The sequence below is a fragment of the Nocardia sp. 852002-51101_SCH5132738 genome (assembly GCF_001665695.1).
In the GTDB taxonomy this organism is placed as follows: Bacteria; Actinomycetota; Actinomycetes; order Mycobacteriales; family Mycobacteriaceae; genus Nocardia; species Nocardia nova.
The window spans coordinates 1-26,428 of record NZ_LZML01000167.1; the positions used below are offsets into that span (position 1 = coordinate 1).

The following is a 26,428-nucleotide window of genomic DNA, read 5'->3' on the forward strand; positions in this document are numbered from 1 at the left end:
TGGCGTCGGTGGGAGCGGGGCCGTGAGCGGGATGGTCACGGGCGGTGTCGTGCTGGGCTCGAGTGCTGCCGGTGGCGCTGAGGGACTCGGTGCCGGGTCGCCGGGCGCGGGCGCGGGTTGCGTCTGCGAAGGTGCGGGAGCTGGGCTCTCGGGTGCGGGTGCGGGTGCGGGTGCAGACGGCGATTGCGGCGTGGATGCGGATGGCGACGGCGGCGTGGGTGCAGACGGCGAGTGCGGCGTGGGTGTGCCGGGGGCAGTGGCCGAGTCCGGTGCCTGATCGGGTGTCGAGGGCTCCGGCTCGGAAGGCAGTGGGGCGGTGGGGCTTTGGTGTGATTGCGGCCGGTCGCCGTCCGGGCTTGCGGGAGCGCTGGGGCGCGGTCCGCCGGGGTCGGCTTGTGCCGGGGGTTCGGGCAGGGCCGGGACCGCGGTGCCCGCGGCGGAGTAGGCCGGTTTGTAGATCATGTTCATCGTCAGAATCGCCTCTTGACGCATGACCTCCTGGGCGATGCGCGCATCGATCACATGCGCGGCCTCGAGCACCCGGGCGATGGCGCCCACCGGTCCGGAATCGCCCGGCGGCGGTACCGCCATTTTGACAGCTTCCGCGGCTCCGGCGACCGCCCCGAGCCGAGCACCGACCTCACCGAAGACAGCGGCCAACTCGTCGACGGAGGCGGCGAAGCTGTGCGCGCTCGCGGCGGCGGCCTCGGCGGCCGGGCCCTGCCATCCGGCGTGATCCATGATTCGTTCGGCCTGCGATCGGGTGGCGGGCATGGATCCGGTCAGCGTGGCGGCCGCCTCCAACCAGATCAGCGAGGCCTGCAGAATCTCACCGGCCTCGATCTTCTCGGTTCCGGTGTGGATCTGCTCATGCGTCATCGACTCGAAATGTTCCATGGCGCTGATGTATTGGGGGTCGGTGTGCGAAGCGGCCGGCCCGTAACGGAATTCGGCACTCATCGCGACAGTCCGGAGGAGATCGCCCGCAGCGCGGCCGCATGCGCGGAATCGGCCTCCTCGTAGAGCCCGGCGCTGGTCAGGAAGGCCTCTTTCATGCGGTAGGCGGCGGCAATGTACTGGTCGAGCAGTTCGGCCGCATCGCGCGCCTTACGGCCGAAGCCGGCCTGCAGCTGCTGCGCGGAGAAGAAGCCTCCGAAGCCGCTGAGCTGCGACACCGAATCGAGGCGCTGCTGTAGTTCCCGAAGCCGGTCGGCCTGCTGCTGATAGATCTCCGCGCACCCACGCGCGGCCGCAGGATCGAAGGTGACGGTTCCCCCACGCGCGGCCTGCAGGAAACGGGTGATATCGGCCTGGCTGGTCTCGATCGTCATGCGCACCCCTGAGATCGGTCGGTCCGATCAGCCTAATGGGGAACGCCCGAAGGCGGCAGCGGAGCATTACCACGTAGGGCTCCCCATTGGGCTGTAATCACACAGCCCGATGAGGGATGGCCGAGGCGGCTTCCCGGTGAGGCTGCAGGTCGACCCAGCTTACTGGTTCCGGCGATGTCCGGTCAGCCCGAGTTGCCCGAATCCGTGCATGCCACAGTCATCGCGGAATGCGTTTTTGCAGATGAGCGCCGATCTGCTGCCGGCTCGCGGGCACGATGTGGACTTCGTCGCCCGCCTTGATGAGATAGCGCCCGTCGTCGGCGACGTCGATCCAGGTGTAGTACAGCGGTGGGGGTGGTGTGGCCCGGTCCAATCCGGATTCGATGCGGATATGTCCCTCGGCGGTATGCGGTTTCAGCAGCAGGCGGCGTATGCGCGGCGCCGGCGGCGAGGTCGGCCGTGGGCAGTCGTCGTCGCGCACCGCTTCGCTCGGCGCCGAGCGTGCGGGTTCGCCTCCGGCCGGGCACTCGGGCAGCAGGGCGGCGATGCGGGCGCCCAGTTTGGCGGTGTGACCGATCGACAAGCGGATGGATCCGCCGAATCCGGGTGTGCGTCCCGGTTCCTGGATCGCGAGTACGGCGTGGTCGTAGATCGCCGCCGCCACCGCCCGGATTTCGGTTCCCGCGCTGTGCGCGCCCCCGATCGCGACCACGCGGGTGTGCGGCGCGGCGAGGATGCGCAGACAGGCGGACAGGTCGGGGTCCGCGCCGAGCGGCAGCCGTACCTCGAGGGTCTTGCGCAAGGTGGCCGCCTCGTCCTCGGTGCGGGGTGACTCGAGAATGCGAAGCGGGAAGGGATGGCGATCGAGGTCGGTCTCGCGCCAGATGTGCGCGAACTCGTCCGGTGTGAATGTCCAACTCACGCCGAATTACACCCTCCACCGATCGTCACGAGCCTCAACGTAGCGTAGCCGCGCACCCGGCGGGCGGCCAGCCGATCTTGTTCGGAATTCGGTTAACACCGGTGAGCGGGGCCGGTATATCGAGACAACGCCGTGGTGACCGCCTGTGCATCGCGGCATGCCGGATACGTGATCACCGGTATTCCGAAACGTCGACACTTCAGATATATCGTTACGAACTCTGCGAGCGACCGCTGGGCAGGCGCACGGTCCGCGATGACAGGAGACCTGGTGCACGAATCCGAAGCGAGCCTTGCCGAAGCCGCGGAGGCGGGCGGGAAGGCGGCCGGGCTGCGTCGGTTGCGCGATGCGGCGTTGCCGGTGCCGGATTGGCTGGTCGTCGAGCCGTCGCTGTTCGAGCACATGCCGTCCGAGATCGTCGCGGCGGCAGGGGATTTCGTGGTCGCCACCGACCTCGACGAGGCGCTGATCCGCGGCGCCCGGCTGCGCGCGAGCATCATGACCGCCACACCTCCGGATGCTCTCGTCGGCGCGATGGACGAGGTGTGGCGGCGTCTCGGCCGTGGTCCGGTGGCGGTCCGGTCGTCTGCGGCAGTGGAGGACGGAACCACGTATTCGTTTGCCGGGCAATTCGATTCGTTCCTGAACGTCTCCGGCGCCGAGGCGATCGCCTCGGTGGTGACGGCCTGCTGGGCCTCGGCGTTGTCGCCGCGGGTGATCACCTACTGTTTCGCGCACGGACTGGCGCTTCCGGAGATGCCGGCGGTCATCGTGCAACGCCTGATCGCGGCGGAGGCCAGCGGTGTGCTGTTCACCTGCGATCCGAGCACCGGCGCTACGGACCGGATGCTGATCAGTGCCGTCTACGGACTGGGCGAAGGGCTGGTCTCCGGTGCGGTGGACGCCGATACCTATGTCGCGGACAAGTTTTCGGGCGAAGTCATCGATACGACCTTGGGAGAGAAGGCGACTCGCTACCGACCCGACGGCGACCAGGGCTGCATCGCGGTGGAGGTCGATCCCGCGCTGCGTTCACGACCGGCGCTCACTCCGGATCAGGTGACCCGGCTGATCGAGGTCGGCCGTCGGATCGAGAGCTCGACCGGCGCCCCGCAGGACGTCGAATGGGCCTTCGATGCGGAAGGCCGGCTCTGGGTGCTGCAGGCACGCCCGGTGACCACCGCGGTCGGAGATTCGTTGCGCGGCGCCGGGGAGGCGGTGCCGGACGGCGACCTGCGAATCTGGGACAACTCCAACATCATCGAGAGTTTCAGCGGGATCACCTCACCGCTCACCTTCACCACCGCGGCCGATATCTACGGCCGGGTGTATCGCGGATACGCCGAATCCCTGGGCGTGCCGCGGGCGCAGGTTGCGCAGACCGACAGCTGGACTCCGGTGCTGCTCGGCTACTTCCACGGCCGCGTCTACTACAACCTGCTGCACTGGTACCGGATGGTCGGCATCGCGCCCGGCTATCCGCTCAACCGCCGTGTCCTCGAGGCCGCGCTCGGCGTGGCCGAACCACTGCCCGACGACATCGCTAAGACGCTGCGCCCGTTCACTTTCGGCAATCCGGTGCGGCGAGTGCTGTCCCGGACGCGCACCACCGCGATCTATCTGCGCCGCATCGCCGGGATCGACGCCATGATGCGGCGGTTCCTCGACGATTTCTACCGCGTCTACGACGATTTCGAATCCCATGACGACAGCGCCGACACCGGCGCCCAGGCCTACGCCCGCTATCGCGAACTCGATCGGGAGCTGGTGCACCGCTGGGGTCCGATGATGGTTCTGGACGCGATGCTGCTGACCCTCACCGGCCTGCTGTACGTGCTCACCCGGCTATTCCTGCCGAAGGCGCCGGAGTGGTTCCTCTACGCCGTCGCGGGGCCCGGGGCCGACGTCGAATCCGCCGAGCCGGCCCGCGCGATGTCCGCCCTCGCCGCCACCGTCCGCGAGAACGCCGAACTGCGCAAACTACTGGAAAGCACTGCCCCGGAAGGTGTGTACGACGCGCTGGTGACGGCGGGCCACGACGAATTCCGGGCGCGCGTCGACGAATACATCGACCGCTACGGCTATCGCAGCCTCGACGAACTGAAGCTCGAGACGCCGGATCTGCGGGAGGATCCGTCGGGCCTGTTCGTCATGGTGCTGGCGGCGCTACCGGAACAGCAGGACCGCGCCGCCGACGACGCGCAACGATATCTCGATGCGCACCTGCGTGGTTGGCGCCGTGCGATCTATGAACGCTTGCGGCGCAAGGTGGCTCGCTGTGCCGCGCATCGGGAGAGTCTGCGCTTCTGCCGTACCCGCGCCTTCGGCATGGTCAAGCGAACAATCCGAATCATGGGACGAGACCTGTTGCGGCGCAATATCATCGACGAATTCTCCGATGTGTTCTACCTGACGCTGCCGCAACTGCGCAGCTGCTACGAGGGCGGCGAGACGGCCGGTCTGCGCGCGGTGGTCGCCGCCCGCAAACAGCAGCGCGCCGCCGACGCGCGCCTGGTCGCGCCGGCCCGCTTCGTCACCCATGGCGGTGGTTTCGGTCCGGCCGAACTCGCGGCGGTCGGCTGGGTGCCGATCACCGACACTCCGGCGGCGACCGCGGGCGCGGTCTTCACCGGGACGCCGTCAGGCGGCGGTATCGGGACGGGACCGGCGGTGGTGGTCGACGAACCGCGCGATGTGGCGGGCGGTGTGCTCGTCACCTATCGAACCGATCCGGGCTGGGTGGCGGTGTTGCCGTCGGCGACCGCACTGGTCGTCGAGCGCGGCAGCCCGCTCACCCATGTCGCCATCGTCGCGCGCGAGCTCGGCGTGCCGACGGTGGTGCAGATTCCGGGCGTCACCAGATCCGTTCGTACCGGTATGCCGTTGCGGGTCGACGGCAGCAGTGGAACCGTCACCGTGCTCGATGAAGGGGAGGCAAGCGATGCCCAGTGAACTGCCGACGACCGGCGACGACCAGGAATTGGTGCGCGGCTGGCTGGTGAATCCCGCCACCGCCACCGGCATCCACCTCGCCGACGAAGCGGACGGCTGGCAGTTCCGCAGCTACGCGGAGCTCGCCGAGCTGACCTGGTCGGTCGCGGGCCGGCTGCGCGAACGGGGGCTCGCGGGCGATGACGAGGCCGGCGTCTGCGTCGTCATGCCGACCGGATTCCCCTGTGTCGCCGCGTTTTACGCCGTCTGGGCCTGCGGCGGGGTGTTCACGCCCATCGCGCCGCCGATGTTCGCCGATGTGGAGCAGTATGTCGCGCATGTCGCGGCGATACTCGACCAAGCCGCGCCCCGCGTGGTCGTCACCTCGGTGGAGCTGGAAGCGCTGGTCCGGCAGGCGATGACCGCGGCCGGGCGCGCCGACGAACCGGTCGTCGTGGCCGAAACCGGGACGCCCGCCGAACGGACGCTCGCGCCCGTGGCCGAGACGGCACTGCTGCAATTCACCTCCGGGTCGACCGGAACCCCGCGCGGGGTGCGCGTGTCGTGGCACAACCTGGCCAACAACATCCGGATGATCAGCCGGCTGATCGACTGGCGGCCCGGCGAGGCGATGGTCTCCTGGCTGCCGCTCTACCACGATATGGGCCTCGTCGGCGCATTCCTCACCACGGTCGCCAATCAGGGGGACCTGTATCTGATGCGGCCCGATCAGTTCGTGCGCGATCCCGCGCGCTGGCTGCGGGCGATGGCGCACGCCCAGCATTCGCCGTCGCCGTCGTTCGCCCTCGGCTATGTCGCACACCGCGTTTCCCCGGACGACATCGCCGATCTGGACCTGTCCGGATGGCGGACCCTCGCGGTCGGTTCCGAACCGGTCGAAGTCGAGGATCTGCGGTCGTTCGCCGAACTCACCGGCGCGCGCGGCTTTTCCGCCCGGGCCTACACCCTCGCCTACGGTCTGGCCGAGGCCACGCTGATGGTCACCTCCTCGGCGCGTGACCGGCCGCTGACGGCCTTGCGCCTCGATACGGCGACCCTGCGGCCCGGTGAGCGGGTGCGAGTCGTCGCGGAGGTCGCACTCGCCGACGATCGGTGGGTGAGCGGCCCGGGCTGGATCACCGGCCTCGGCTTCTCCACTCCCGAATCCACCGTCGTGGTCGTGGACGAGGACGGCCGCGAACTGCCCGACGGGGTGCTCGGGGAGATGGTGGTGATCGGCGATTCGGTCGCACTCGGCTATACCGACGGCACTGGCGGCGCAACACGCATCACCGACGGCCGGCTCTACACCGGCGACGCCGGATTCCGGTATCACGACGAGGTATTCGTGCTGGGCCGGATGGGCACGAGCCTGAAGGTCCGGGGACGTTCGGTGTTCATGGAGGACATCGAATCGCGGGTGGCCCGCGAAACCGGTATCACCAAGGGCAAGCTCGCGGCGGTCTCGCTGACCGGCGGCGCCACACCCGGCATCGTGCTGTTCGCCGAAACCGCGCCGGGGGAGTGGATTGCCCGAGCCCGGACCGTGGTGCGGGGCGAACTGGGGCCCGCGGGCACCGTGGGCGTCGTCACCGGACCGCGTGGCTTCATCCGCCGCACCTCGAGCGGCAAACCGCGCCGCCGCCACATGTGGCAGCTGTATACCGAGGGGCGTTTGGCGGGCGCCACCGAACATCCCGCCACCGACACCACCACGGCGGGTCTGTCCACCGAGCCCGCGCTGCCGCTCGATCGTGCCGAGCGGCTGCTGGCCGCCGCACTGGAAACGGTCTCGATCCCGCCGAATTCCGCCGCTCTGTTCGAGGGGTCGCTGGCGGAGGGGTTCGGCAACGAGGGTTCCGATATCGACTTCCTGATCGTGGCACCCGGTGCCGAGGAGATGCCGACGCTACCGACCGTGGTGTTCGCCGACGGCCGTCGCATCGAGATCCGCACCCGGTCCGAGGCGCAACTGCGGGCGCAACTCGCGCGGGTGGCCGGTGCGGACGGCGCCGGTGACCTCGACGAGGACGTGCTGAACCGGTGTCAGCGGTTCCGGAACGCGACGGTGGTGCGGTCGAGCGCGGCCGTGGATCTGGACGGGTTGTCGGCGCTGCTGCCCGCCGGCACCTTCGCGGCGACCGTGTCCGACTGGTGGGCTCGGCGCAGCCGGCACGCGCTGTGGTTCGCGGTCGCGTTGCACGCGATGGGCGCCGACGCGGAAGCCGACGGGTGGGCCCGCGACGGCCTGCTCCAAGCCGTCAAATCGTGGGGCGCGACGCGCGGGGAAACCTATATCGAGACGAAATGGCTTCCGCGACAGCTCGATCGAATAGCCTCGGTCGATCCGGGCGCCGCCGAGCTGATCGACGCCTACCGTGGTCTTCCGGACACCGCGACACTCGACGAGCTGCTCGCACTGGCTCGGCGATTCGGCATCGCGGACGTCGCCGATGATCCCGACCGGATTCTGCTGGCCCGGATCGACGGCGTGACCACCTGGCCTATCGGGGACCGGATCCATGTCCTGCGCGACGACACCGATGTCTTCGCGCTCTCGGCTCGCGGTGCCGCGGCCTGGCGTGCCGTCGTCGCCCGCAAATCGGTCGCCGACATCCTGCGCCGGTCGCCGATCGGGACCGAACTCGCCGAATTCGTCCGCCTGGGCTTCGTCGGACTGGCTCTGCGCGGCGGCGAGATACTGCGTCCCGCGCTCGCCATGTGCAAACCGCTACGCCCCGTCACGCCGATTCCGTCCACGCGGATGCCCGCGCTCGGACTCGCCGGCGGCGGCGCGGACGGGGATATCGCGACCCTGTCACCGCTGCCGGCCCGGCGCTTCGTCGCCTGTGCGATGGAGGTGGTCTGGTCGAACGTGGTCCTGGAGAACGCGCGCGAGGATCTGATGGGCGCGGTCAAGGCGGGCCAGGGTGCGGTTGCCGATATCGCGGCGCATCGCACGATCGCCATGTGTGTGCGAATGGTGCTGTCCACCTACGGTATTCACCCGCTACCCGCGGACGTCGCGCCCGGTCCGACGCTGACCGCGCTGGTGCCGGATGCGGGATCGCTGCGGGAGCTGGTCGACCGCGCGTCGGCACTGCGCTTCTCCGCGGTCCTCGGATCGGGTGCGAGCGGCCTGGACGAGCTGGCCGTGCTGGACGAACTCGCTGCGGCCGTGCGAGAGATCGCCGGTGGCACGCAGTTCCCGGCGTCGTTCGATTCGCGGGAGCAATGGCGGCGCACCCTCGACATCAGCTACGACTGGCTGCGCCCGGCCGCCTACCTCGACACCGAACTGCCCCTCGACGAGGCCCGCGACCTGCTCGGCTCGGGCGGGCAGCAACCCCACCAGCACGACGGAGGACAGTGATGACGAATGTGGACAGCCCAGTGGCGGAACGGGTTCGCCGACTCGTCGTCGCGATGGCGCCGGCGCCGCCCGCCGAACCGGGTGACCGGTTGCGGCTGATCGAGGATCTCGGCTTCGACTCGCTGCGCTTGATGGAGCTGACGCTGGTCCTCGAACAGGCCTTCGACCTACCGCGCTACCGCCCCGAACAGCTGGCCGGCGTGCGCCGCATCGGGGACGTGGTGACCCTGATCGAGGGGGTGGGATTGTGACCGGCCACGACGCCGTACTGGTGACCGGCGCGGGCGGCCTGGTCGGCGCCGAGGTGGTGGCGCGCCTCGGTGCGGCGGGGCGGCCCGTTGTCGGTGTGCTGCACAGCACTTCGCGGATCGTCGGCAACGACGGTTCGCAGCTGGACGGCATCGAGACGGTGCGCGGCGATATCCGGCGGCTGGGGTTCGGCCTGTCCCGGCACGACGCCGCCGAACTCGGTTCCCGCGTCGGCATGATCGTGCACGCCGCCGCGACCACCGCTTTCGATGCCACCGCCGGCGACTACGAGGAACTGAACGTGCGCGGCACCGCGCACGCGATCGAGCTGGCGCTGCGCTGGGACGTGCCGCTGGTGTACGTGAGCACCGCCTATGTCTGCGGGATGCGGACCGGTGTCGTCGCCGAGGCGGAACTCGACGTCGGGCAAGCGTTCGGAAACGGCTACGAGGACAGTAAGTTCCGCGCCGAACGTCAGGTGCGTTGCACACCGGGACTGCGCTGGGCGGTCGTGCGCCCCGGTGTCGTCACCGGCGCCGCCGGCACCGGCGTGATCCGTGACTACAAGAACCTCTACACGGTGGTGAAGTTGATCGTCGAGGGCAAACTGCGTTCGCTGCCCGGCCGCTACGACGCCACGATCGCACTCGCCCCGGTCGACTTCGTCGCCGATGTGATCACCGCCGCCGCCACCGACTTCGAATCCGCTGTGGGACAGACCTTTCACGCCGTCGGCGCCGATGCGCTGTCGCTGCGCGATATTTCGGACGTCCTCGCCGAATATCCGTCCTTCCACGTCGCGACCTTCGTTCCCGAAGCCACCTTCTCGGTGGACGACCTGGAACCGCTGGAACGTGAATACTTCCAGCGCATCGGCGCGCTCTATACGAGCTACTTCGCCCGCCGCCCGCTGTTCGACACCACCGCGACCCACGCTCTGCTCGGACGGGATTGTCCCGCGACCGGCAAGCCGTATCTGCGAGTGCTCCTGGACCACTGCCTGGAGAGCGGCTACCTCGGCGATCCGCTGCCCTCGGTACCGGATGTGCTGGCGCGCTTCACCTCGGGCGCGAAGGCGGGAGGCAGCCGATGAACCTGGCGCAACTGCTGGCGGCGTCGACACCGCTGCCGGACAAGGCGGCCGCCTATGCCGAGGACACCTACGTCCAGGAGACCGTCGACCACCTCGGTGCGGCCGGACTCGACGCGGCCGAATTCTCCCGCCGATACTCACTGCTGCTGCTGAAACCGGACGCGATCGTGGCCCGGGCGGTCGAACCGACCCTGCAGTGGTTGCGGGACAACGACTTCCGTGTCGTGTCGTCCCGTATCTGCGTGGTCGACCGGCATCTGGTGCGCGCGCTGTGGTATTTCGCGTGGAATATCGCCTCGCCGGAGCGGCGGCGACTGGCCGATCTGCTGACCGAGATTTCCGACGCGCTGGTCCTCGTCGTCTCCGGCGAACCGGAGGCGCTGCCGACCTCGGTGCGGCTCACGGCGGCCAAGGGACCGACCGATCCGGGTAAGCGGCAGCCGGGCGAATTACGTTATGTTCTGGGCAGATACAGCTATCTGCTGAATCTGGTGCATTCGCCGGACGATCCGGCCGATGTGCTGCGGGAGTTCGCGATCTACTTCGACACCGACACCCGCGCGCGGGTGCTGCATGAGATCGGGACCGGGGAGGACCGCGGTGCCGAAGCCGCCGCCTGCGCCGTGAAGCTGTATTCCCGAACTCCCGCACGGGTTTTCACGCGTTCCGCCGCCACCGCGCGTCTGCTCGCCGACCTCGGCGACGTTCCGGCGGACTTCGATCCCGATCGGGACGAGGACTGTGCGCTGCTGTTGCGGCGCGCCTGGGCCACGGGCCGTTCGATCGATCCGTGGTCGGCCATCGTCCTCGGCTCCCAGGTACTTCCCATGCGCAACGGCGGGCGGCGCCAGACCCTGCCCCCGGTATCCGCACACGACTGGTTGGAGGCACGACCATGACGATCGACACCGCGACCATCCCGACCACGAGCCATGTGCACACCATCTCCCGCCATCTCGCCCACCGCTGCGCGGTATCGGAAGTCTTCGTCACCTCCCTGCACGCCGCGCGGTCCGACGAATTCGTGGTCGGCGCCCAGCTACCGCGCATGCACGCCTTCTACGGCGACCACCTGGCACCGTGGGACGGCAGCTACGACCCCCTGCTGGTGATGGAGGCGGCCCGCCAGGCGGCAATCGCGCTCACGCACGAATACTTCGGCGTTCCACAGGATTTCGGCTTCGTGGTGCGCACCTTCAACGGTGCGGTCGCCGAGAGCGACAACTGGGCGATCGGGCCCGCGCCCGCGGATCTTGTGATGTCGGTGCAGATTTCGCGCCGCCATCGGCGCGGCGAGGTGCTGCAGGGTGTGGATATGGTGCTCGACATCGAATGCGGGGGAGTGCCGCTGATGATCGTGGACGGATCCTTCACCTGGGTGTCGCCGTCGCGCTGGGAGGCGCTGCGCGGCGGTTTGCGCACCGCACTGGGGCTCGGCGACATCGGCGCCGCGCTGCCACCCGGGCAGTCGGCCGAGGCGACCGACGCGGGCCGGGCCAACGCGCGCAATGTGGTGATCGGCCCGCTGCGACGGGTGGGCGCGGCGGCGGGCGCCGAGCTGGTGATCGACACCGGGCATCCGATCCTGTTCGACCACCCGGTGGATCACGTGCCCGGCAGTGTGCTGCTCGAGGCGGCACGTCAGACGGTCACCGCGATGGCGGTGTCGGAGCCGGGCCGGCTGATCGGGGTCTCCAGTTCCTTCGAGCGGTTCGTGGAACTGGACCACCGCGCCGAATGTGTGGCGCGCGCCTCGGATTCCGTTCCGGGACAGATCGATTGCGAAATCCACCAATGCGGTGGGGTGGCCGCGCGCATCGGCCTGCGTTACGACACCGACGAGGCGGAATGCTGAGCGGTTCCGCCGCGCCCGCCGGCCGGTCGGAGCAGGAAGTGTCCGCGAACCGATATCGAGCGTCCGGATCGGCCCTCGTGCGGATCGCGCGGTTCACCGTCGCGCGCTACGAAACGCATCATCTGCTCTACGCGGTCCTGTTCGTCGGCGCTGTGGAGGGCACCGCGGCCGTGGTGTCGCATCCGGACTCCGCATGGCGCCCGGGATGGGCGACGGCGGTGCGCGTCGTCGTCGTCGCGCTCCTGCTGCTGTATCTGCGCATGGTGGACGAGATCAAGGACCTCGACTACGACCGCGTGCACAATCCGGAGCGGCCGCTGGTCACGGGGGCGGTAGGGGTCGGCGAACTGTGGGTCGCGATCGGGGTGATCGCGGTGGCGCTGACCGTGGTGTCGTCGCTGCTGTCGTGGTGGTCCGCGGCCCTCGTCGTCGCCGCGATGGGGTACGGCCTCGCGCTGTGGGGGCTGGAAAGCGTGTCGGCGCGGATACGCGGCGACCTGCTGCTGAACCTGGCCGTGACCTACCCGGTGCAGTTGTGGATCATCGCCTACCTCGTGCGCTCGGCGATCGATACCGGTCAGGTCGAAAGTGGTTGGCGGACAGCCTGGGTCGCACTGATCTTCGCGGCCGCGTTCCTGCACTTCGAATTCGCGCGCAAGACGGTGGCCGACGTCAGGCCGGGGCAGTGGTACTACTCGAATGTGCTAGGAGTGCGGGGGAGCGTCGTCGCGACCGTGGGTTTCGCGGCCCTCGCGGTCGGTGCCGATGTGTTGCTCAGCCGACCGTGGGACCATCCGCTGCCGTGGGCGCTGCTGCTGTGGATACCGGTGGGACTGTTGCTACTTCCGGCCCTGGCGGCAGGCTCGTTCCTCACCAGGACATCGGTCTCGCCGTCGCCGCCCGAACCTGTCCGAGCCGGTCCGGCGTCGTCCGGTGAATCGGGCGGGGAGTCGGATTCGGCCACCCGCGCGTATCCCGTCATCCCGGCTGTGGTATTCGTACTGGTGTTGTATCTGATTCTCATCGTCACGGCCGTGACCTGGCGATAGTTCCCATGGCGGACAGGGGTTCACGGCCCAGGGGCATCGGAAGGCCACTGAAAGGGCAGTGACCGGGCCGCCGCGAGCGCGCACGCTTGGGAGTAGCACCCGGCGCCGCAGGATTGCCCCCTTCGCATCGTGCGGCACACCGGATCCGGCGCGGTTTGCCCTTGCCGCGTCGGGCTCGCGGTCCGGTGTCTCGTTCGTGGCGTCGGGTGCAACCACGACCCTTCCGGAGGTATCCGATGTCCGCCGCCCCGCAGCCGTACGGCCGCGCCGCGCGGACCGGCCCGGGTGGGCTGCGCGGCCGGTGCGCCGCCGCGGTGGACCGGGGCGCCGTGGGGACGGGCGCCCCGGGCACGGCCGCCGAACTGCACCCCGGAATACCCGACGGGCACGAACTACTCGCCGCCTGCTGCGGTCATATCGGCGACCAGGCCGACGACCATCCGGTCACCCGGGCCACCCGCCAACTGGCCGAACTCCACCTCGTCCGCCGTCGCTCCCCGGTGCGCGCAGCGGAGATCGACTGCCGTAGAAGGGAAATCGTCGTCCACATCGACCGCTGGGTCAGCGACCGCACCGGCGCCCCGGCGCATGCGCGGTCCCTCGGCGCGGCCGTCGACGGACTCGCCGCCGCGCAGGTGCGCGCCACGGTCCTGCTGCGCGACGCCGAGACGGTCGACGACGAACGAATCCGGGCCGCATGGTTTCTGGTCGGCTCCCTCGCCAATTGGTGGGGCGAACTGGTCGAGCAGCATGTCGGCAATGTCCGCCCGTATCCGCGTCGGCGGCCGCGCGGTCCGCGATAGCGCGGGCGGCCCTTATACCGGTCGCGCCTCGATCACGGATTCCGGTGACACCGTCTCGGTGATGCGGGTCAGCTCGAAACCGCAGCGCGCGAGCAGAGCGCGGTAGTCACCGGCGCTGCGCTCGCGGCCGCCGCTGTTGATCAACATCTCCAGGTCGGTGTACTTGCCCGGATGCGGCCGATTGTCCTGGGGCAGCACGATTTCCACGATGATCAGCCGGGCGGCCGGGGCCATCGCGGCGCGTACGGTGCGCAGGATCTGCTCGGCGCGCGCATCGGGCCAATCGTGAATCACGTGTTTGAGCAGATACGCGTCCGCGCCCGCGGGAACCGATTCGAAAAAGGACCCCGGCGCCACCTGGGCTCGCCCGTCGAATCCGGCGGCCGCGAACCGCTCCGCCGCACCCGCCACCACATCGGGCAGGTCGAACAGGATGCCCCGGGTGCCGGGTGCGCGCGAGAGGATCTCGGAGAGCATCGCGCCGCGTCCGCCGCCGACGTCCACGATCGTCGCAAAGCGCCCGAAATCGTAAGCGGCGAACAAGGATTCCGTGGTGAGCGATCCGATGCTGGTCATCGCGCGGTCGAACAGATCACCGAATCGACGGTCGGTGCGGATGTATTCGAAGAAGGGCGCCCCGTCCAGCTGTGGCCCCACCGGCTTGCCGGTCCGCACCGCATCGACCACATGTGTCCAATGCGCCCGGTGCGTGGCCGAGCCGAAGAACAGTGCGGCATCACGCAGCGATTCCGGGGAGTCGCTGCACAGCGCACGAGCGGGCGCGGTGAGCCCGTACCGTCCGTCGCGCCGCTGAGCGAAGATGCCGTGACTGATGAGCAGCCGCAACAGCCGGCGCAGCGCGTCCTCGTCCGCTCCCACACGCCGCGCCAGCTCGGCGCCGGTGAGCGGTCCCCGCGCCAGCTCATCGGCGATCCCCAGTGCCGCCGCCGCGTGAATCGCCTGCGCCAGCCACCCCGCCGCCAGCAACTCCATCAACGACAGCGGCGCCGGCGCCAACCGCCGATAGGCTTCGCCGAGCGCGTAGCGAACGGTCTCGACGGCCCGCACCACCGGCAGCGGCGGCAATTTCGGTAACCCGAACACCATGCACAACTCCTCCGATAGGCGGACAGGGTCGCGCTCCGCAGCCTACGGCGTAAAACGGAAACGCGGCCACCGTACCGCGGGGGACGGTGGAGACTGCCCGTCGCGGGATGGGCCGCTGCTGGGTCTGGTGTTGTCGGCGCTTATGGCCGGGATGAAGCTGAATGCGGGGCGCAGGCGTCGGTGTTGGTCGGATCGGGGCCTTCACCGGCTCGATTTCGGGCAGCGCGCGCGGATCGGGGAGTAGCCGGCGCATGGCACGCACTGCGGTGTCCGCTGCGCCTCACTCGGTGGTGCCGACCCCGTTCCGGCTCTCGGTGTGCGGGTGGCCGATCGGAAAAAGTATGGGGCTCAACAAATATTGTGTCCGGCCGTCGGCCGGCTCGTTGTGCAGGCGCGGAACGATCGCGGCACGCAAATCGGCGATGAGGTCCGCCAGCTCGTCCGAGTCGAGCCACAGGGCATGCTGGCGGTACCCGACGGAGTCGGTTGCGGGATCGGCGTTCTCGCGATCGAGATAGGCGTTGAACTCCGCGAGCAGGGTGGTCATCGCGGTGGTGAAGACGGCGCGATGCTCGTCACGGCTCGCGGCGGCCACCGCGTCGGTGTCGATGACGGCCCGCTCGCGGCGCAACCGGTAATGCCGCTCCACCGCCCCGCGCACCCGCCGCTCCTCGGTCACCTCGAGAATCCCGCCACCGGTCAGGAGATCCACGTGGCGATAGACCGTGGCCTTCGAGACGTCGGGAAGGCGCGCGCACAACTGCGCGGTGGTCAGCGTATGGCCGCCGGACATCGCGTGCACGATGCGCAGGCGCACCGGATGTGCCAGCAGTTCGATCGGTCCCATTGGCAAATCTTCTCATTCTTGCTACCTTTCTCAAAGTTGAGAACAATAGCGCCGCGATCGGCGGTGTAAGGGAGGACCCGATGAACCGCAACGACGCCGCAGTGGGTGAGGCCGTGGTCCGGATGCTGTGCGCGGGCCGATTCGGCGAGGCCTACGAGCATTTCGGGACTCCGCTGCGCGCACTACTGTCGCCGGAAAACCTCACCGCCGCTTGGCATCGGGAGATCGGGCCGGGTGCGACGCCCGGTGCCGCGGAGGTTCGCGACGGCGTAGTGGCGGTGCCGGTCCCGGACCGGGAGGCGACGATCCTCATGTCGGTCGTGCGCGGGAAACTGAGCGGCCTGCGCATCGCGCACGATGTGCCGCCGTGGCAACCGCCGCACTACGCCGACTCGGCGGCGTTCGACGAGGAGGAGATCGCCCTCGAGACCGCGGTCGGTCCGGTCCCGGGCACGGTGAGCGTTCCGCGTCGAACCGCCACGCGGCATCCTGCGGTCGTATTGCTCAGTGGCGGTGGACCTTTCGATCGAGACGGTACGGCCGGTGCGAACAAGACGATGAAAGACATCGCCTGGGGCCTGGCGACCGGCGGGCTTGTCGTGCTGCGCTTCGACAAGCCGAGTCATCTCGAAGCGGCGCGCGGTGGGAACTGGGCGGACATCACTCCGACCGCCGATTACGTGCCGCCGGCGGTCGCGGCCGTGCGGGCCCTGCGGGCGCGTGCCGATGTCGATCCTTGCCGGATCTTCGTCCTCGGGCACAGCATGGGTGGCAGATACGCCCCGCGCGTCGCGGCGGCCGAACCGGCGACCGCCGGTGTGATCCTGCTGGCCGCCGATACCCAGCCGATGCAGCGCGCGGCCGTGCGCGTCGCCCGTTATCTGACGGCGGTCGCGCCGGAGTCCGCGCGAGCGGTGCTGCCGGATCCCGGGGAACTTCTCGTCCAGGCCGAACGAGTGGAACGCGCCGATTTGTCCGAATCCACTCCGGCCGGTGAGTTGCCCCTGGGGCTGGCGGCCGGCACCTGGCTGGACCTGCGCGAATACGACCCGGTCGCCACCGCGCTCGCGGTGCGCAAGCCCATGTTCATCGCTCAGGGCGGACGCGATTATCAGGTCACCGTCGCCGACGATCTGGCCGGATGGCGGCAAGCTTTCGACGGCCGAGGCGACGTGGACATTCGCGTCTACGAATCCGATGACCACATGTTCTTCGCGGGAAGCGGTCCGTCCACGCCGTCGGATTACGAAGCGCCACAACATGTCGACGAGGCTGTGGTCGCCGACATCGCAGCCTGGGTGGCGGCGGCCGCGGAGGCGGGGGCCGAGGCGGCAAGCGGGCGATCGTAAGGGGGCGGCTGCCAGTCGGAACGAGGGACGCCGAATGGTTGGAGCTGAACTCAGCCCCGGCGCGCCCGTCGTTCGTTCGGTTCGCCGGGCCGAGCGGCCGAAAGTGTCCGAGCGGCCGAGGATTCCGCTACCGACGCGATCTCGGGGTCTCCGGTGATGCCCGCGGTGACGATGGCCCCCTCGGCGAGCAGGTAGATCGCGTCGGCGGCGTCGGTCCCGGTCGCGTCCACCCATTCGGCGATCATGGTGCGAAACGCCGCCTTGTGCGAGCGCACTTCCGCCAGGACGGCCGGGGAGTCGGCGCCGAGCTCACCGTGGATATTGATCCACGCGCAGCCGCGAAACCCGTTCTCGCCGAACCACTCCCGAAGCCACTCGAAGATCGCGAGCACTCGCCGCGTGGGGTCCTCGTACCGTTCGACATGCTCGGCCAGCGCCTGTCGCCACCGCTCGTCGCGGCGGCGCAGCATCGCCACGACGAGGTCCTCCTTGGTGGGGAACATGGAGTAGATCCGCTTCAGCGACAGGCCGGACGCTTCGCGGATCCGGTCCATGCCCACCGCCTGCACGCCGTGCGCGTACATCAACCGCTCGGCGGCGTCGAGCAGCGCCGTGCGGTCGGAGGCATTGCGTTCGGCGCTGAGCGCGGCGGGCATGGACCGGACTCCCTTGACATCGAGAACGTACGTTCCCTACTGTAACGCATCGGTGGAGAATGAACGTTCTCCGTTGAAAGGCAGGAATCCGATGTCCGAAACACGCCCGCCCTATCCGCCGTTCACCCTGGAAACCGCCGCACAGAAGGTGCAGGCGGCCGAGGATGCGTGGAACACCCGCGACCCGCAGCGGGTCGCGCTCGCGTACACCCCCGACTCGGCCTGGCGGAACCGGGACGAATTCATCACCGGCCGGGAGCAGATCGTCGAATTCCTGACCGCGAAGTGGGAACGCGAACTCGACTACGCGCTGCGCAAGAGCCTGTGGGGCTTCCGCGGAAACCGCATGGCCGTCCGGTTCCAGTACGAATGGCACGATCGTACCGGTCAGTGGTGGCGCAGCTACGGCAACGAGCTGTGGGAATTTACCGACCAGGGGTTGATGGCACGCCGGGAGGCGAGCATAAACGACGTGCCCATCACCGAGGCCGAACGCCGGATATTCGGTCCGCGCCCGGCCGAGCAGCACGGGGTCGACATCCCCCTGCGGTAGCCATCGGCGGTGATCAGTAACCGGCGGCCGGATCGATTCGGGCGATGAGCTCACGCCCTTGCGCGAAGCGGCGGACGTTCTCGGCGACGTGTTCGGCGAACGCGGCCGTCCGCAGCTGCGGCGGGTTGGAATCGTGCGGGGTGATGATCACATTCGGGAGGTCCCAGAGCGGATGGCCATCGGGGAGCGGTTCGGGATCGGTCACGTCCAGGCCCGCGCCGCCGATGGCGCCCTGCCGCAGTGCGGCGACCAGAGCCTCGGTGTCGATGAGCGAGCCACGGGCGACATTGACCACCCACGAATGCGGTTTCAGCTGAGCGAGTTCGTCTTTGCCGACCAGGTGCCGGGTGCCGTCGGTGGCGGGGGCGGCGACGACCACGTGATCGGCCCGAGCCCACACCTCCGAAAGCCGCTCCGCCGGAATCGTGTCCGCCACATTGGGAGCCTCGATCGGCCGGCCGGAGCGGCTGACGGCGATCACCCGGGCCCCGAACGGCTCCAGCATGGCGATGACCTCGCGACCGATACCGCCCGCGCCGACCACCGCGACGGTCGCCCCGCGCAGGGTCCCGATATGGGGGAAGAATTCGCCCTGCCGCCAGCTGTGGGCGCGGATATGTTCCGGCAGATACCGCACACCGGCGAGCAGCAGCGCCATCGTGCCCTCGGCAACACTTTTCGCGAAAGCACCCGCGGCCGAGGTGAACACCACATTCGGGCAGCGTTCGAAGATGCCGGCGGCGAAGAACTCCTCGACCCCGGCGGAGTACAGCTGCACCCATTCGATCGATGCGGGCAGGTCGGGGAATCCGTTCGGACCGCCGTCCCACACCAGCGCCCTGGCCTCACCCAGCTCCGCGAGTTGTGCTCCCGCGCCGGTGATCGCCTGTGCCACACGGTCGTCGGTGATCGGTGCCAGTGCGATGCGGGGTGCGCCCGTCATGCCTCGTGTGCTCCTTCGTCCTCGTCGAGGTCCACCTCGACCCGGTCGCGGTCCGCCCATTCCAGCAGCGTATTCAGGTCGAAGACCGCGTCGTCGATGCCCGCGTGCAGATCGCCGACTTCGGCGTAGCGGGCGGGGACGGTGTTGATCGTGAAGTCGTTCGGTTCGATATCGGGAATCTCGTTCCACCGCACCGGGGTCGAGACGGTCGCGGCCGCATTCCCGCGCACCGAGTAGGCGGCGGCGATGGTGTGATCGCGGGCGTTCTGGTTGTAGTCGACGAACAGCAGTGCCGGATCGCGGTCGCGGCGCCACCACGTCGTGGTCACATCATCGGGGGCGCGGCGCTCCACCTCCTGCGCGAAGGCCAGCGCGGCGCGGCGCACCTGCTGGAAGCCGTGCTCGGGGGCGATGCGCACGTAGATGTGCAGGCCGTGTCCGCCGGAGGTTTTGGGCCAGCCGACCGCGCCCAGCTCGTCGAGAACCTCGTGCGCGACCTCCGCGACGCGCTGAACCCGCGACCACGGGCAATCCGGCATCGGATCCAGATCGATGCGCCATTCGTCCGGCTTCTCGGTGTCGAAGCGGCGCGAGTTCCACGGATGGAACTCGACCGTCGACATCTGCACCGCCCAGATCACGTCCGCCAGTTCCCGCACGCACAGTTCGTCCGCATACCGGTTGTAGCGCGGAAAGTGCACGCGCACGGTCGGAATCCAGTCCGGCGCCCCCGCCGGCAGCCGCTTCTGATGTACCTTCCCGCCCGGCAATCCCTTCGGGAAGCGGTGCAGCATGCACGGCCGGTCCCGCAGGGCGTTGACGATCCCGTCGCCGACGCTCAGGTAGTACTGCACCAGATCGAGTTTCGTCGCCCCGAGTTCCGGGAAGTACACCCGATCGGGATTCGACACCCGCACCGTATGCTCGCCGACCGTCAACTCCACCGCCGGCGTCGACTTACTGGTCACCGGATCGACGATAGTGGGTGATCGATCGCCGGGCACTGTACGCGCCGCGTGCGGGCCTCACGTCGGGGTCGCCAGGGCGAAGGGGAGGACGGCGGGGGCGCCGGCGTGGCGGAGGGTGCGGGCCGCGAGGGTGAGGGTCCAGCCGGTGTCGGTGTGGGTGTCGACCAGCAGGACGGGAGTGTCGAGCCCGGTGAGGTCGGGGGTTTCCCACGAGTCGAACAGGGCTGCGACGCGGTGGGCGGAGTTGGCCGCCGACACCGGTGGCCGGTCGGGCCGGGTGTGCAGGACCCCGAGGTCGGTGAGACGGCCGATGCGCGCCAGGCGGGCGGCCAGGTCGGCGGCCAGCGCGGGATGCGTCGCCGATTGCAGTGCCATCACCGCTCCCGGGCGCTGCGTCCAATTCCATTCGCGCAGAACGGCGATGCAGGCGTCGACGATGTGGTCGGGCGCGGGGCCGTCGGGGGCGTCGAGCAGCGTTCGCAGGCGCTGGCCCCACCCCAGATCGCTGAGCCGGCCCAGCACCCGGCCCACCTCGGGGCCGTCGGAAATTTTGCCGGACAACGGAACTCCCAGCTTCGACAGCCCGGTCGGCCATTGCTTGCGGGGGAGCAGATCGATTCCGGGCCGGTCCAGCCGGGCGCGGATGGTGGCCACCTCGGCGGCGTCGACCGAGACGTCGAAACGGCGACCGGTGCAGTTGTCGCAGCGACCACACCCGGGCGCGTCCGGGGCGAGGCCCGGATCGTCGAGTTGGCGGCGCAGGAAGTTCATCCGGCACTCGGTGGTGCTCTGATACTCGAGCATGGCGTTCTGTTCCGCTTCGCGCGCCCGGTCGAGGCGCTCGTAGCGCTCGGTGTCGTAGGTCCACGGTTGCCCGGTGGCCAGCCAGCCGCCGCGCACCCGCCGCACGGCGCCGTCCACATCCAGCACCTTGAGCACCATCTCCAACCGCGACCGGCTCAGTTCCACCAGCGGTTCGAGGGCCACCGTGGACAGGGGCCGTTCGTAGTCCAGCGCGGCCAGTACCGACCGCACCACCTGCTCCCGCGGAAAGGCCACGGAGGCAAAGTAATTCCAGATCCGCCGGTCCTCGGGACCGGGCAACAGGATGACCTCCGCGCGGTTGGAAGGGCCGGAACCGCTCGCGACCAGTCCGCGTCCGGCGCGGCCGACCTGCTGGTAGTAGGCGATGGGGGAGGAGGGGGCGCCGACGTGGACCACGAAGCCGAGGTCGGGTTTGTCGAAACCCATGCCGAGCGCCGACGTGGCGACCAGCGCCTTGACGTCGTTGTCCAGCAGGGCCTGTTCGAGGGTTTCGCGTTCCCCGGGTTCGGTGCGGCCGGTGTAGGCCGCAACGGGGTAGCCGTGGTCGGCGAGGACGTCGGCCAAGTCGTGGGCGGCCGCGACGGTGAGGGTGTAGATGATTCCGGAGCCGGGTAGCTCGCCCAGTTGCCGGCTGAGCCAGGTGGTGCGCTGGACGGCGTCGTCGATCCGCACGACGGACAGATGCAGCGACTCCCGGTCCAGGGTGCCGCGCAACACCAGGGTGTCGGTGCCGATCTGCGTGGCGACGTCGGTGACCACGCGGTCGTTGGCGGTCGCGGTGGTCGCCAGCACCGGGATGTCCTCGCCGAGGTCGGCGATCAGGGTGCGGATGCGGCGGTAGTCGGGGCGGAAATCGTGGCCCCAGTCGGAGATGCAGTGCGCCTCGTCGACCACGACCAGGCCGGCGTCGGCGGCCAGTTTGGGCAGCACCGAATCGCGGAAATCGGGATTGTTCAACCGTTCCGGACTGACGAGCAGCACATCGACCTCACCGGCGGCGACCCGCTGATGGATCTCGTCCCATTCGGTGACGTTGCCGGAGTTGATCGTCTCCGCGATCACGCCCGCCCGGCGCGCGGCGGCGACCTGGTTGCGCATCAACGCCAGCAGCGGTGACACGATCACCGTCGGCCCGCGCCCCTGCGACCGCAGCAACCGGGCGGCGATGAAGTACACCGCCGATTTGCCCCAGCCGGTGCGCTGGACGACGAGCGCCCGCCGCCGCTGGACGACCAGCGCTTCGATGGCCGTCCACTGATCCTCGCGCAGCCGCGCCTCGGGCCCGGCCAGCTCGCGCAGCAGGGATTCGGCGGATTCGCGCAGCTCGGTGGTAGTCACGCGCTCCATCGTGCCCGACCCCTCCGACACCTGGCCACCATCCGGCTACAGCCGCACCCCGTGCCCGGAAACTCGGTCCGAGAACCGGCCGGCCTGGCGGAGGACCGCCCGGTCACGGCGGTATCTAACCGGTTTCGGCGGCCAGCGCCAGCAGCCGGTCCCGGACGAGGTCCGGTCGCTCCTCCGGGATGAAATGCCCGCAGCCGTGGACATATTCGACGGTGTAGTCGTCGGCCCGCGCGGTCTCCGCGGCCGCCAGCGCCGGGTGGATGGCCGCGTCGCCGGTGCCGAACAGCGCCCGGATCGGGATCGTCGCGCGGCGGCGTTCCGGATGGCGGGCGGCGGGAAGTTCCCGCAACCAGAAGGTGCGGTAGGTATCGGTGGCCGCGCGGGCCACCGCCGGATCGCGGAACCGCTCGCCGTAGATCCGGGCGAGTTCCGGGGTGAACGTGCGCCGGGCCTCGGCGTCGAGCCGCAACAGGCGATCGACGAACGGCGTGTACCGCTGCAACGGCACGCCGAATGTGGCCACGAGCGGCTGGTACATCAGGAAGCGCCACGCATGCGGCGCGAAGGTCTTGGCGGTGATCCACGGGTGCGCGATATTGAGCGGCAGATAGCCCTCGAACCGCTCCGGCTCCCGCAGCACCATGAGGAATCCGACGAACCCGCCCCAGTCGTGACCGGCGAGCAGCAGCCGGGACAGTTCGAGCTCGTCCACCAGCGCCAGCAGATCGGAGGCGACGTCCTCCTTGGCCCAGCGATGCGGAGGTGGTCCGGACCATCCGTACCCCGGCAGATCCGGGGCGATGAGGCGCAGCCCGGCGGGAGGATCGGCGAGCAGATGCCGATAGGCGTAGTGGTGCTGAGGCCATCCGTGCAGCAGCAGCACCGGCCGGCCGTCGGGCACACCGGCCTCGGTGACGTGGAATCGCACGCCGCGGGCCTCGATGAAACTGCGGCGCACTCCGGGAATTTCGGGCGGTCGGGCAGATCCGGATGTCGAGGGCATAGCCGATGCTAACCATCGGCAACCCGGGACCGCCACGCCACGAACGTTTTCCGCCCGGCGTCGGGCATTTTCGGCCGCGAGGCAGGACAATGAGGGCGATCGGACTGCGAGGTCCACTGGCATGCGCGGGAATGCGGGAGGAACGGGCGATGGCCAAGAAGTTCGAATCACCTGCGGATTGGGCCCCACCGGGGGCGCAGTTCCAAAGCCGCGGTGTCACCAGCCGGACCCTCTCGGGCGTGTTGTTCGGGCTGATCGTGACGCCCATCGGAATCGCGTTCGCCGCCAAGGGGGGAGCCGATATCCGGTACTGGGTCATCGTCGGTGCGGTGACCGATCGCTGGACCGCGGCGCTGGAGATCTTCGGCGGTTCCCTGCTCTTGTTGTTCGTCGCCGCGATGGCAGCCTTCTCGCCGGTCGGCACGATCGTGGCCAGTCTGGTGTGGGGGATCTTCCCCGGTGTGCTGCATCTGCTGTACCCGGACGACACCTTCCGCCTGATCGGCGACCTCCCCTTCACCGACGCCACGATGCAGGTGGCGCTGCACTCCTGGGTGACCTACGGCTTCGCCCTCATCTCGGGCATGATGCTGCTGGGCGCGGGCATGGTCGGAGTGCTGCGCAAATGACTCCGGTCGTTCCGGCATGCCGACCCGGCATGCCGGAACGAATCCGCATTCAGCCCTTCACGCACAGCACCTGACGCAGCGTCGCGACCACGTCGACCAGATCGCTCTGCGCCGCGATGACGGTGTCGATGTCCTTGTAGGCCGCGGGGATCTCGTCGATCACCCCGGCGTCCTTGCGCGACTCCACGCCGTCGGTCTGCGCGATCAGATCCGCGACGGTGAACTGCCGTTTGGCCGCATTGCGGCTCATGCGGCGGCCCGCACCGTGCGATGCGGACTGGAACGAGGCGGGATTTCCCTTGCCCCGCACCACATACGAGCGGGTACCCATGGATCCGGGGATCAGAGCGAGGTCACCGGCCCCGGCCCGCACCGCGCCCTTGCGGGTCACCAGCATCGGCATGCCGTCGATGATCTCTTCCGACACGTAGTTGTGGTGGCAGGAGATGGGCTCGTCGAAACGTACCGCCAGCGAATCGAATTCGTCACGCACCGCACCACACACCAGGTCGAGCATCACCGCCCGATTGCGCGCCGCGTACTCCTGCGCCCAGGTGAGGTCGCGCCGGTAGGCATCCATTTCCGGTGTGCCGGAAAGGAATACCGCCAGATCGCGATCCGGCAGGTCCCGGTTCTGCGGCAGGGTGCGTGCCACGGCGATATGCCGCTCCGCCAGTTCCTTGCCGATATTGCGGCTTCCGGAGTGCAGCAGAATCCACACGCGCTGTTCGGTGTCGAGGCAGACCTCGATGAAGTGGTTGCCGCCGCCGAGGGTGCCCATCTGCTTGTGCGCCTTGGACTCTCGCTGCTGCACCGCCGGGTCGAGATCGCCGAACCGGCTCCAGAACGCGGACCATCCGGCCCGCAGCGTGGCGCCGGTCGCCCGGCGGCCGTGCACGTCCATCTGCAGGCGGGTGACCTTCACCGGCTCCTTGTGCGCGTTGAATCCGACCGGAACGGCCGCCTCGATGCGCGAACGCAGCGAATGCAGATCGTCCGGCAGATCGGAGGCGGTCAGCGAGGTCGCGACCGCTTCCATCCCGCAGCCGATGTCGACGCCGACTGCGGCCGGGGCGACGGCGTCCTTCATGGCGATGACGGACCCGACCGTGGCTCCCTTACCGAGATGCACGTCGGGCATCACGCGGACGCCGTAGACCCATTCCAGTTGGGCGAGGGTGCGCAGCTGCTGCAGCGCGGCCGGCTCGACCTCGTGCTCGTGGGCCCACATGAGCGTCTGCGCCTTGGTGCCGCGCAGCTCGACGGGAAACATGATCCGATCCTTTCGTGAACGAACTCTCCCTGTTCACGGTAGGGATCTCGGGGCGAGGACGCACTCGAATATTCGATCGGTTGCCCGCCGCGGGCGACCGCGCGTCAGCCCATCGGCCGGAACCTCCGCTGGACGGTCACGGCGTGCTCCCTGCGCGCAGCGCGAACGCCCGGCGCAGTGCCGCGAAGGCGCGTTCGTTCGCGGTGGCGGTGTCGGGCAGCACATCGCCCATGGTCATGAAGCCGTGGAACATGCCCTCGTAGCGGTGCACCTCGACCGGGACACCGGCGGCGGCCAGGTGTGCGCCGTAGGCCTCGCCCTCGTCGCGCAGTGGGTCGTACTCCGCGGTGGCGATATGCGCCGGAGGCAGCCCGGCCGGATCCGCCAGCAGGGGCGCCGCGTACGGGTCGGTGCCGTCGGCATCGCCGAGGTACTGCTCCCAGTACCAGCGCAGATGATCGTCGGTGACGAAATAGCCCTGTGCGTTGTCCCGGTACGACGCGCCGGCGCGCGTCGGGTCCAGCATCGGATACATCAGCAGCTGCGCTGCCACCTCCGGGCCGCCCAGATCGCGCGCCATCAGGGCCGCGACCGCCGCCAGATTGCCGCCCGCGCTGTCCCCGGCCACGGCGATCCGGGTGGGGTCGCCGCCGTATTGCGCGATGGCCGCGCCGATCCAGCACAGCACGGCGTACGCGTCCTGTGCGGCGGCCGGGAACCGATGTTCCGGGGCTTGCCGGTAATCCACCGAAACCACCAGTGCGCCGGTCTCGTTCGCCATCGTCCGGCAGAACTGATCGTGGCTGTCGAGACTGCAGATCACGAAGCCACCACCATGGCAGAACAGCACGACCGGCAGCGGCTCGGCGCCACCCCGCGGGGTGTACACCCGCACCGGGATGTCGACGTCACCACGGCCCGGGACGGTCGAATCCCGCACCGTCGCAACCGCAATCGGCACAACCGGCGCCGCGGGGCGAGACGCGAGCTGTCGCCGGGCCTGGGCCGCGTCGAGCACTTCGGTCCCGAGCTTGGGAAACGCGGCGGTCGCCGCATCGACTACCGCGCGTGTATGCGGCGTCATCGGCATGGGCTACCGCCCGTCGCCGCGTAAGCGTTCGGCCTGCTCACGGCGCCTCCTGCGGTTCCGGAGGCATGAACTTTCCGGCGGCGAGTCCGCCGTCAATGGTGACTTCCGCGCCGGTGACATACGACGATGCGTCCGAGGCGAGGAAGGCGACCAGCTCCGCGACCGTTGGCTTTTGCACGGCTACGACCTCGATCCGGAAGGCCAGGGCTGATGGGCAGACAACCGACCCAGC

24 protein-coding genes are annotated in these 26,428 nt (G+C 69.2%); 11 read left to right on the forward strand and 13 right to left on the reverse strand.

Features of this window, described 5'->3' with window-relative positions:
* From A5789_RS25755 to A5789_RS25765, 3 genes are all read right to left on the reverse strand, one after another.
* Positions 1-960: hypothetical protein (locus A5789_RS25755; protein ID WP_064927377.1), on the reverse strand; the 960-nt coding region annotated here is incomplete at its 3' end.
* Positions 957-1,331, reverse strand: a complete 375-nt coding sequence (locus A5789_RS25760; RefSeq protein ID WP_030512751.1) for a hypothetical protein — start codon at positions 1,329-1,331, stop codon at positions 957-959. The genes A5789_RS25755 and A5789_RS25760, both read right to left, overlap by 4 nt.
* Positions 1,332-1,548: 217 nt before the next feature.
* On the reverse strand, positions 1,549-2,253 hold the full coding sequence (locus tag A5789_RS25765) for an ESX secretion-associated protein EspG (protein ID WP_063017692.1): 705 nt from the start codon (positions 2,251-2,253) through the stop codon (positions 1,549-1,551).
* A gap of 270 nt (positions 2,254-2,523) precedes the next feature.
* On the opposite strand from A5789_RS25765, the gene A5789_RS25770 reads away from it, so the two are divergent.
* The 8 genes from A5789_RS25770 to A5789_RS25805 all read left to right on the forward strand — a co-directional run bounded on the left by A5789_RS25770 (position 2,524) and on the right by A5789_RS25805 (position 13,606).
* A complete protein-coding gene (locus tag A5789_RS25770; protein ID WP_231953334.1) occupies positions 2,524-5,205 on the forward strand; it encodes a phosphoenolpyruvate synthase in 2,682 nt (893 codons plus the stop codon).
* Complete coding sequence (locus tag A5789_RS25775) at positions 5,195-8,557, forward strand: AMP-binding protein (protein WP_064902913.1); 3,363 nt, start codon at positions 5,195-5,197, stop codon at positions 8,555-8,557. The genes A5789_RS25770 and A5789_RS25775 overlap by 11 nt, the downstream gene beginning before the upstream one ends.
* Positions 8,557-8,808, forward strand: coding sequence for an acyl carrier protein (locus A5789_RS25780; protein ID WP_063017697.1), 252 nt, complete (start codon positions 8,557-8,559; stop codon positions 8,806-8,808). Before A5789_RS25775 ends, A5789_RS25780 begins: the two co-directional genes overlap by 1 nt.
* Positions 8,805-9,899, forward strand: a complete 1,095-nt coding sequence (locus A5789_RS25785; RefSeq protein WP_064902915.1) for an SDR family oxidoreductase — start codon at positions 8,805-8,807, stop codon at positions 9,897-9,899. Before A5789_RS25780 ends, A5789_RS25785 begins: the two co-directional genes overlap by 4 nt.
* Positions 9,896-10,798, forward strand: coding sequence for a nucleoside-diphosphate kinase (locus A5789_RS25790; RefSeq protein ID WP_064902917.1), 903 nt, complete (start codon positions 9,896-9,898; stop codon positions 10,796-10,798). Before A5789_RS25785 ends, A5789_RS25790 begins: the two co-directional genes overlap by 4 nt.
* A complete protein-coding gene (locus A5789_RS25795; RefSeq protein WP_064902919.1) occupies positions 10,795-11,754 on the forward strand; it encodes a ScbA/BarX family gamma-butyrolactone biosynthesis protein in 960 nt (319 codons plus the stop codon). Before A5789_RS25790 ends, A5789_RS25795 begins: the two co-directional genes overlap by 4 nt.
* Positions 11,748-12,803: a hypothetical protein gene (locus A5789_RS25800; RefSeq protein ID WP_155525577.1), complete on the forward strand. Its 1,056-nt coding sequence runs from the start codon at positions 11,748-11,750 to the stop codon at positions 12,801-12,803. The genes A5789_RS25795 and A5789_RS25800 overlap by 7 nt, the downstream gene beginning before the upstream one ends.
* A 236-nt stretch (positions 12,804-13,039) precedes the next feature.
* Positions 13,040-13,606, forward strand: coding sequence for a hypothetical protein (locus tag A5789_RS25805; protein ID WP_082940960.1), 567 nt, complete (start codon positions 13,040-13,042; stop codon positions 13,604-13,606).
* A gap of 12 nt (positions 13,607-13,618) precedes the next feature.
* Here the strand turns inward: A5789_RS25805 and A5789_RS25810 are convergent, their stop codons facing one another.
* The gene (locus A5789_RS25810; protein WP_064902921.1) at positions 13,619-14,713 is read right to left on the reverse strand and encodes a methyltransferase; all 1,095 of its coding nucleotides are present in this window, start codon (positions 14,711-14,713) and stop codon (positions 13,619-13,621) included.
* A gap of 280 nt (positions 14,714-14,993) precedes the next feature.
* Entirely contained in the window at positions 14,994-15,560 is a 567-nt protein-coding gene (locus A5789_RS25815; RefSeq protein WP_064902923.1) for a helix-turn-helix domain-containing protein, read from the reverse strand.
* A gap of 80 nt (positions 15,561-15,640) precedes the next feature.
* Between A5789_RS25815 and A5789_RS25820 the strand changes: the two genes are divergently transcribed.
* Positions 15,641-16,909 (forward strand): S9 family peptidase, encoded by a 1,269-nt coding sequence (locus A5789_RS25820; protein ID WP_064902925.1) that lies wholly within the window; start codon positions 15,641-15,643, stop codon positions 16,907-16,909.
* A 50-nt stretch (positions 16,910-16,959) separates the two neighbouring features.
* Here the strand turns inward: A5789_RS25820 and A5789_RS25825 are convergent, their stop codons facing one another.
* Complete coding sequence (locus tag A5789_RS25825) at positions 16,960-17,565, reverse strand: TetR/AcrR family transcriptional regulator (protein WP_064902927.1); 606 nt, start codon at positions 17,563-17,565, stop codon at positions 16,960-16,962.
* A 91-nt stretch (positions 17,566-17,656) separates the two neighbouring features.
* On the opposite strand from A5789_RS25825, the gene A5789_RS25830 reads away from it, so the two are divergent.
* On the forward strand, positions 17,657-18,118 hold the full coding sequence (locus A5789_RS25830) for a nuclear transport factor 2 family protein (RefSeq protein WP_064902929.1): 462 nt from the start codon (positions 17,657-17,659) through the stop codon (positions 18,116-18,118).
* A gap of 13 nt (positions 18,119-18,131) precedes the next feature.
* Here A5789_RS25830 and A5789_RS25835 read toward each other — a convergent pair whose 3' ends face one another.
* The 4 genes from A5789_RS25835 to A5789_RS25850 form a co-directional block, all read right to left on the reverse strand.
* Complete coding sequence (locus A5789_RS25835; RefSeq protein WP_064902931.1) at positions 18,132-19,061, reverse strand: D-isomer specific 2-hydroxyacid dehydrogenase family protein; 930 nt, start codon at positions 19,059-19,061, stop codon at positions 18,132-18,134.
* Entirely contained in the window at positions 19,058-20,029 is a 972-nt protein-coding gene (ligD, locus tag A5789_RS25840; RefSeq protein WP_063015487.1) for a non-homologous end-joining DNA ligase, read from the reverse strand. Before ligD ends, A5789_RS25835 begins: the two co-directional genes overlap by 4 nt.
* Positions 20,030-20,086: 57 nt before the next feature.
* Positions 20,087-22,201 (reverse strand): ATP-dependent DNA helicase RecQ, encoded by a 2,115-nt coding sequence (locus A5789_RS25845; protein ID WP_064902933.1) that lies wholly within the window; start codon positions 22,199-22,201, stop codon positions 20,087-20,089.
* Between the two features lie 115 nt (positions 22,202-22,316).
* Entirely contained in the window at positions 22,317-23,204 is an 888-nt protein-coding gene (locus A5789_RS25850; protein WP_063015489.1) for an alpha/beta fold hydrolase, read from the reverse strand.
* 149 nt (positions 23,205-23,353) lie between these two features.
* Here A5789_RS25850 and A5789_RS25855 point away from each other — a divergent pair, with 149 nt between their 5' ends.
* A complete protein-coding gene (locus tag A5789_RS25855) occupies positions 23,354-23,833 on the forward strand; it encodes a hypothetical protein (protein WP_030512770.1) in 480 nt (159 codons plus the stop codon).
* A 49-nt stretch (positions 23,834-23,882) separates the two neighbouring features.
* On the opposite strand, the gene A5789_RS25860 is transcribed toward A5789_RS25855, so the two are convergent.
* The 3 genes from A5789_RS25860 to A5789_RS35980 all read right to left on the reverse strand — a co-directional run.
* On the reverse strand, positions 23,883-25,106 hold the full coding sequence (locus A5789_RS25860) for an RtcB family protein (protein WP_063015490.1): 1,224 nt from the start codon (positions 25,104-25,106) through the stop codon (positions 23,883-23,885).
* Positions 25,107-25,242: 136 nt separating this feature from the next.
* Positions 25,243-26,190 (reverse strand): alpha/beta hydrolase, encoded by a 948-nt coding sequence (locus A5789_RS25865; RefSeq protein WP_193615467.1) that lies wholly within the window; start codon positions 26,188-26,190, stop codon positions 25,243-25,245.
* 43 nt (positions 26,191-26,233) lie between these two features.
* A partial coding sequence (locus A5789_RS35980; RefSeq protein ID WP_156773031.1) for an SDR family oxidoreductase occupies positions 26,234-26,428 on the reverse strand: 195 nt, incomplete at its 5' end.

Excerpts from the sequence above, each read along its gene's own strand:
- A5789_RS25760 (WP_030512751.1), bottom strand. The coding sequence starts at position 1,331 with ATGACGATCGAGACCAGCCAGGCCGATATCACCCGTTTCCTGCAGGCC.
- A5789_RS25775 (WP_064902913.1), top strand. The coding sequence starts at position 5,195 with ATGCCCAGTGAACTGCCGACGACCGGCGACGACCAGGAATTGGTGCGC.
- A5789_RS25780 (WP_063017697.1), top strand. The coding sequence starts at position 8,557 with ATGACGAATGTGGACAGCCCAGTGGCGGAACGGGTTCGCCGACTCGTC.
- A5789_RS25790 (WP_064902917.1), top strand. The coding sequence starts at position 9,896 with ATGAACCTGGCGCAACTGCTGGCGGCGTCGACACCGCTGCCGGACAAG.
- A5789_RS25795 (WP_064902919.1), top strand. The coding sequence starts at position 10,795 with ATGACGATCGACACCGCGACCATCCCGACCACGAGCCATGTGCACACC.
- A5789_RS25800 (WP_155525577.1), top strand. The coding sequence starts at position 11,748 with ATGCTGAGCGGTTCCGCCGCGCCCGCCGGCCGGTCGGAGCAGGAAGTG.
- A5789_RS25805 (WP_082940960.1), top strand. The coding sequence starts at position 13,040 with ATGTCCGCCGCCCCGCAGCCGTACGGCCGCGCCGCGCGGACCGGCCCG.
- A5789_RS25810 (WP_064902921.1), bottom strand. The coding sequence starts at position 14,713 with ATGGTGTTCGGGTTACCGAAATTGCCGCCGCTGCCGGTGGTGCGGGCC.
- A5789_RS25815 (WP_064902923.1), bottom strand. The coding sequence starts at position 15,560 with ATGGGACCGATCGAACTGCTGGCACATCCGGTGCGCCTGCGCATCGTG.
- A5789_RS25820 (WP_064902925.1), top strand. The coding sequence starts at position 15,641 with ATGAACCGCAACGACGCCGCAGTGGGTGAGGCCGTGGTCCGGATGCTG.
- A5789_RS25825 (WP_064902927.1), bottom strand. The coding sequence starts at position 17,565 with ATGCCCGCCGCGCTCAGCGCCGAACGCAATGCCTCCGACCGCACGGCG.
- A5789_RS25830 (WP_064902929.1), top strand. The coding sequence starts at position 17,657 with ATGTCCGAAACACGCCCGCCCTATCCGCCGTTCACCCTGGAAACCGCC.
- A5789_RS25835 (WP_064902931.1), bottom strand. The coding sequence starts at position 19,061 with ATGACGGGCGCACCCCGCATCGCACTGGCACCGATCACCGACGACCGT.
- A5789_RS25845 (WP_064902933.1), bottom strand. The coding sequence starts at position 22,201 with ATGGAGCGCGTGACTACCACCGAGCTGCGCGAATCCGCCGAATCCCTG.
- A5789_RS25850 (WP_063015489.1), bottom strand. The coding sequence starts at position 23,204 with ATGCCCTCGACATCCGGATCTGCCCGACCGCCCGAAATTCCCGGAGTG.
- A5789_RS25855 (WP_030512770.1), top strand. The coding sequence starts at position 23,354 with ATGGCCAAGAAGTTCGAATCACCTGCGGATTGGGCCCCACCGGGGGCG.
- A5789_RS25860 (WP_063015490.1), bottom strand. The coding sequence starts at position 25,106 with ATGTTTCCCGTCGAGCTGCGCGGCACCAAGGCGCAGACGCTCATGTGG.
- A5789_RS25865 (WP_193615467.1), bottom strand. The coding sequence starts at position 26,190 with ATGACGCCGCATACACGCGCGGTAGTCGATGCGGCGACCGCCGCGTTT.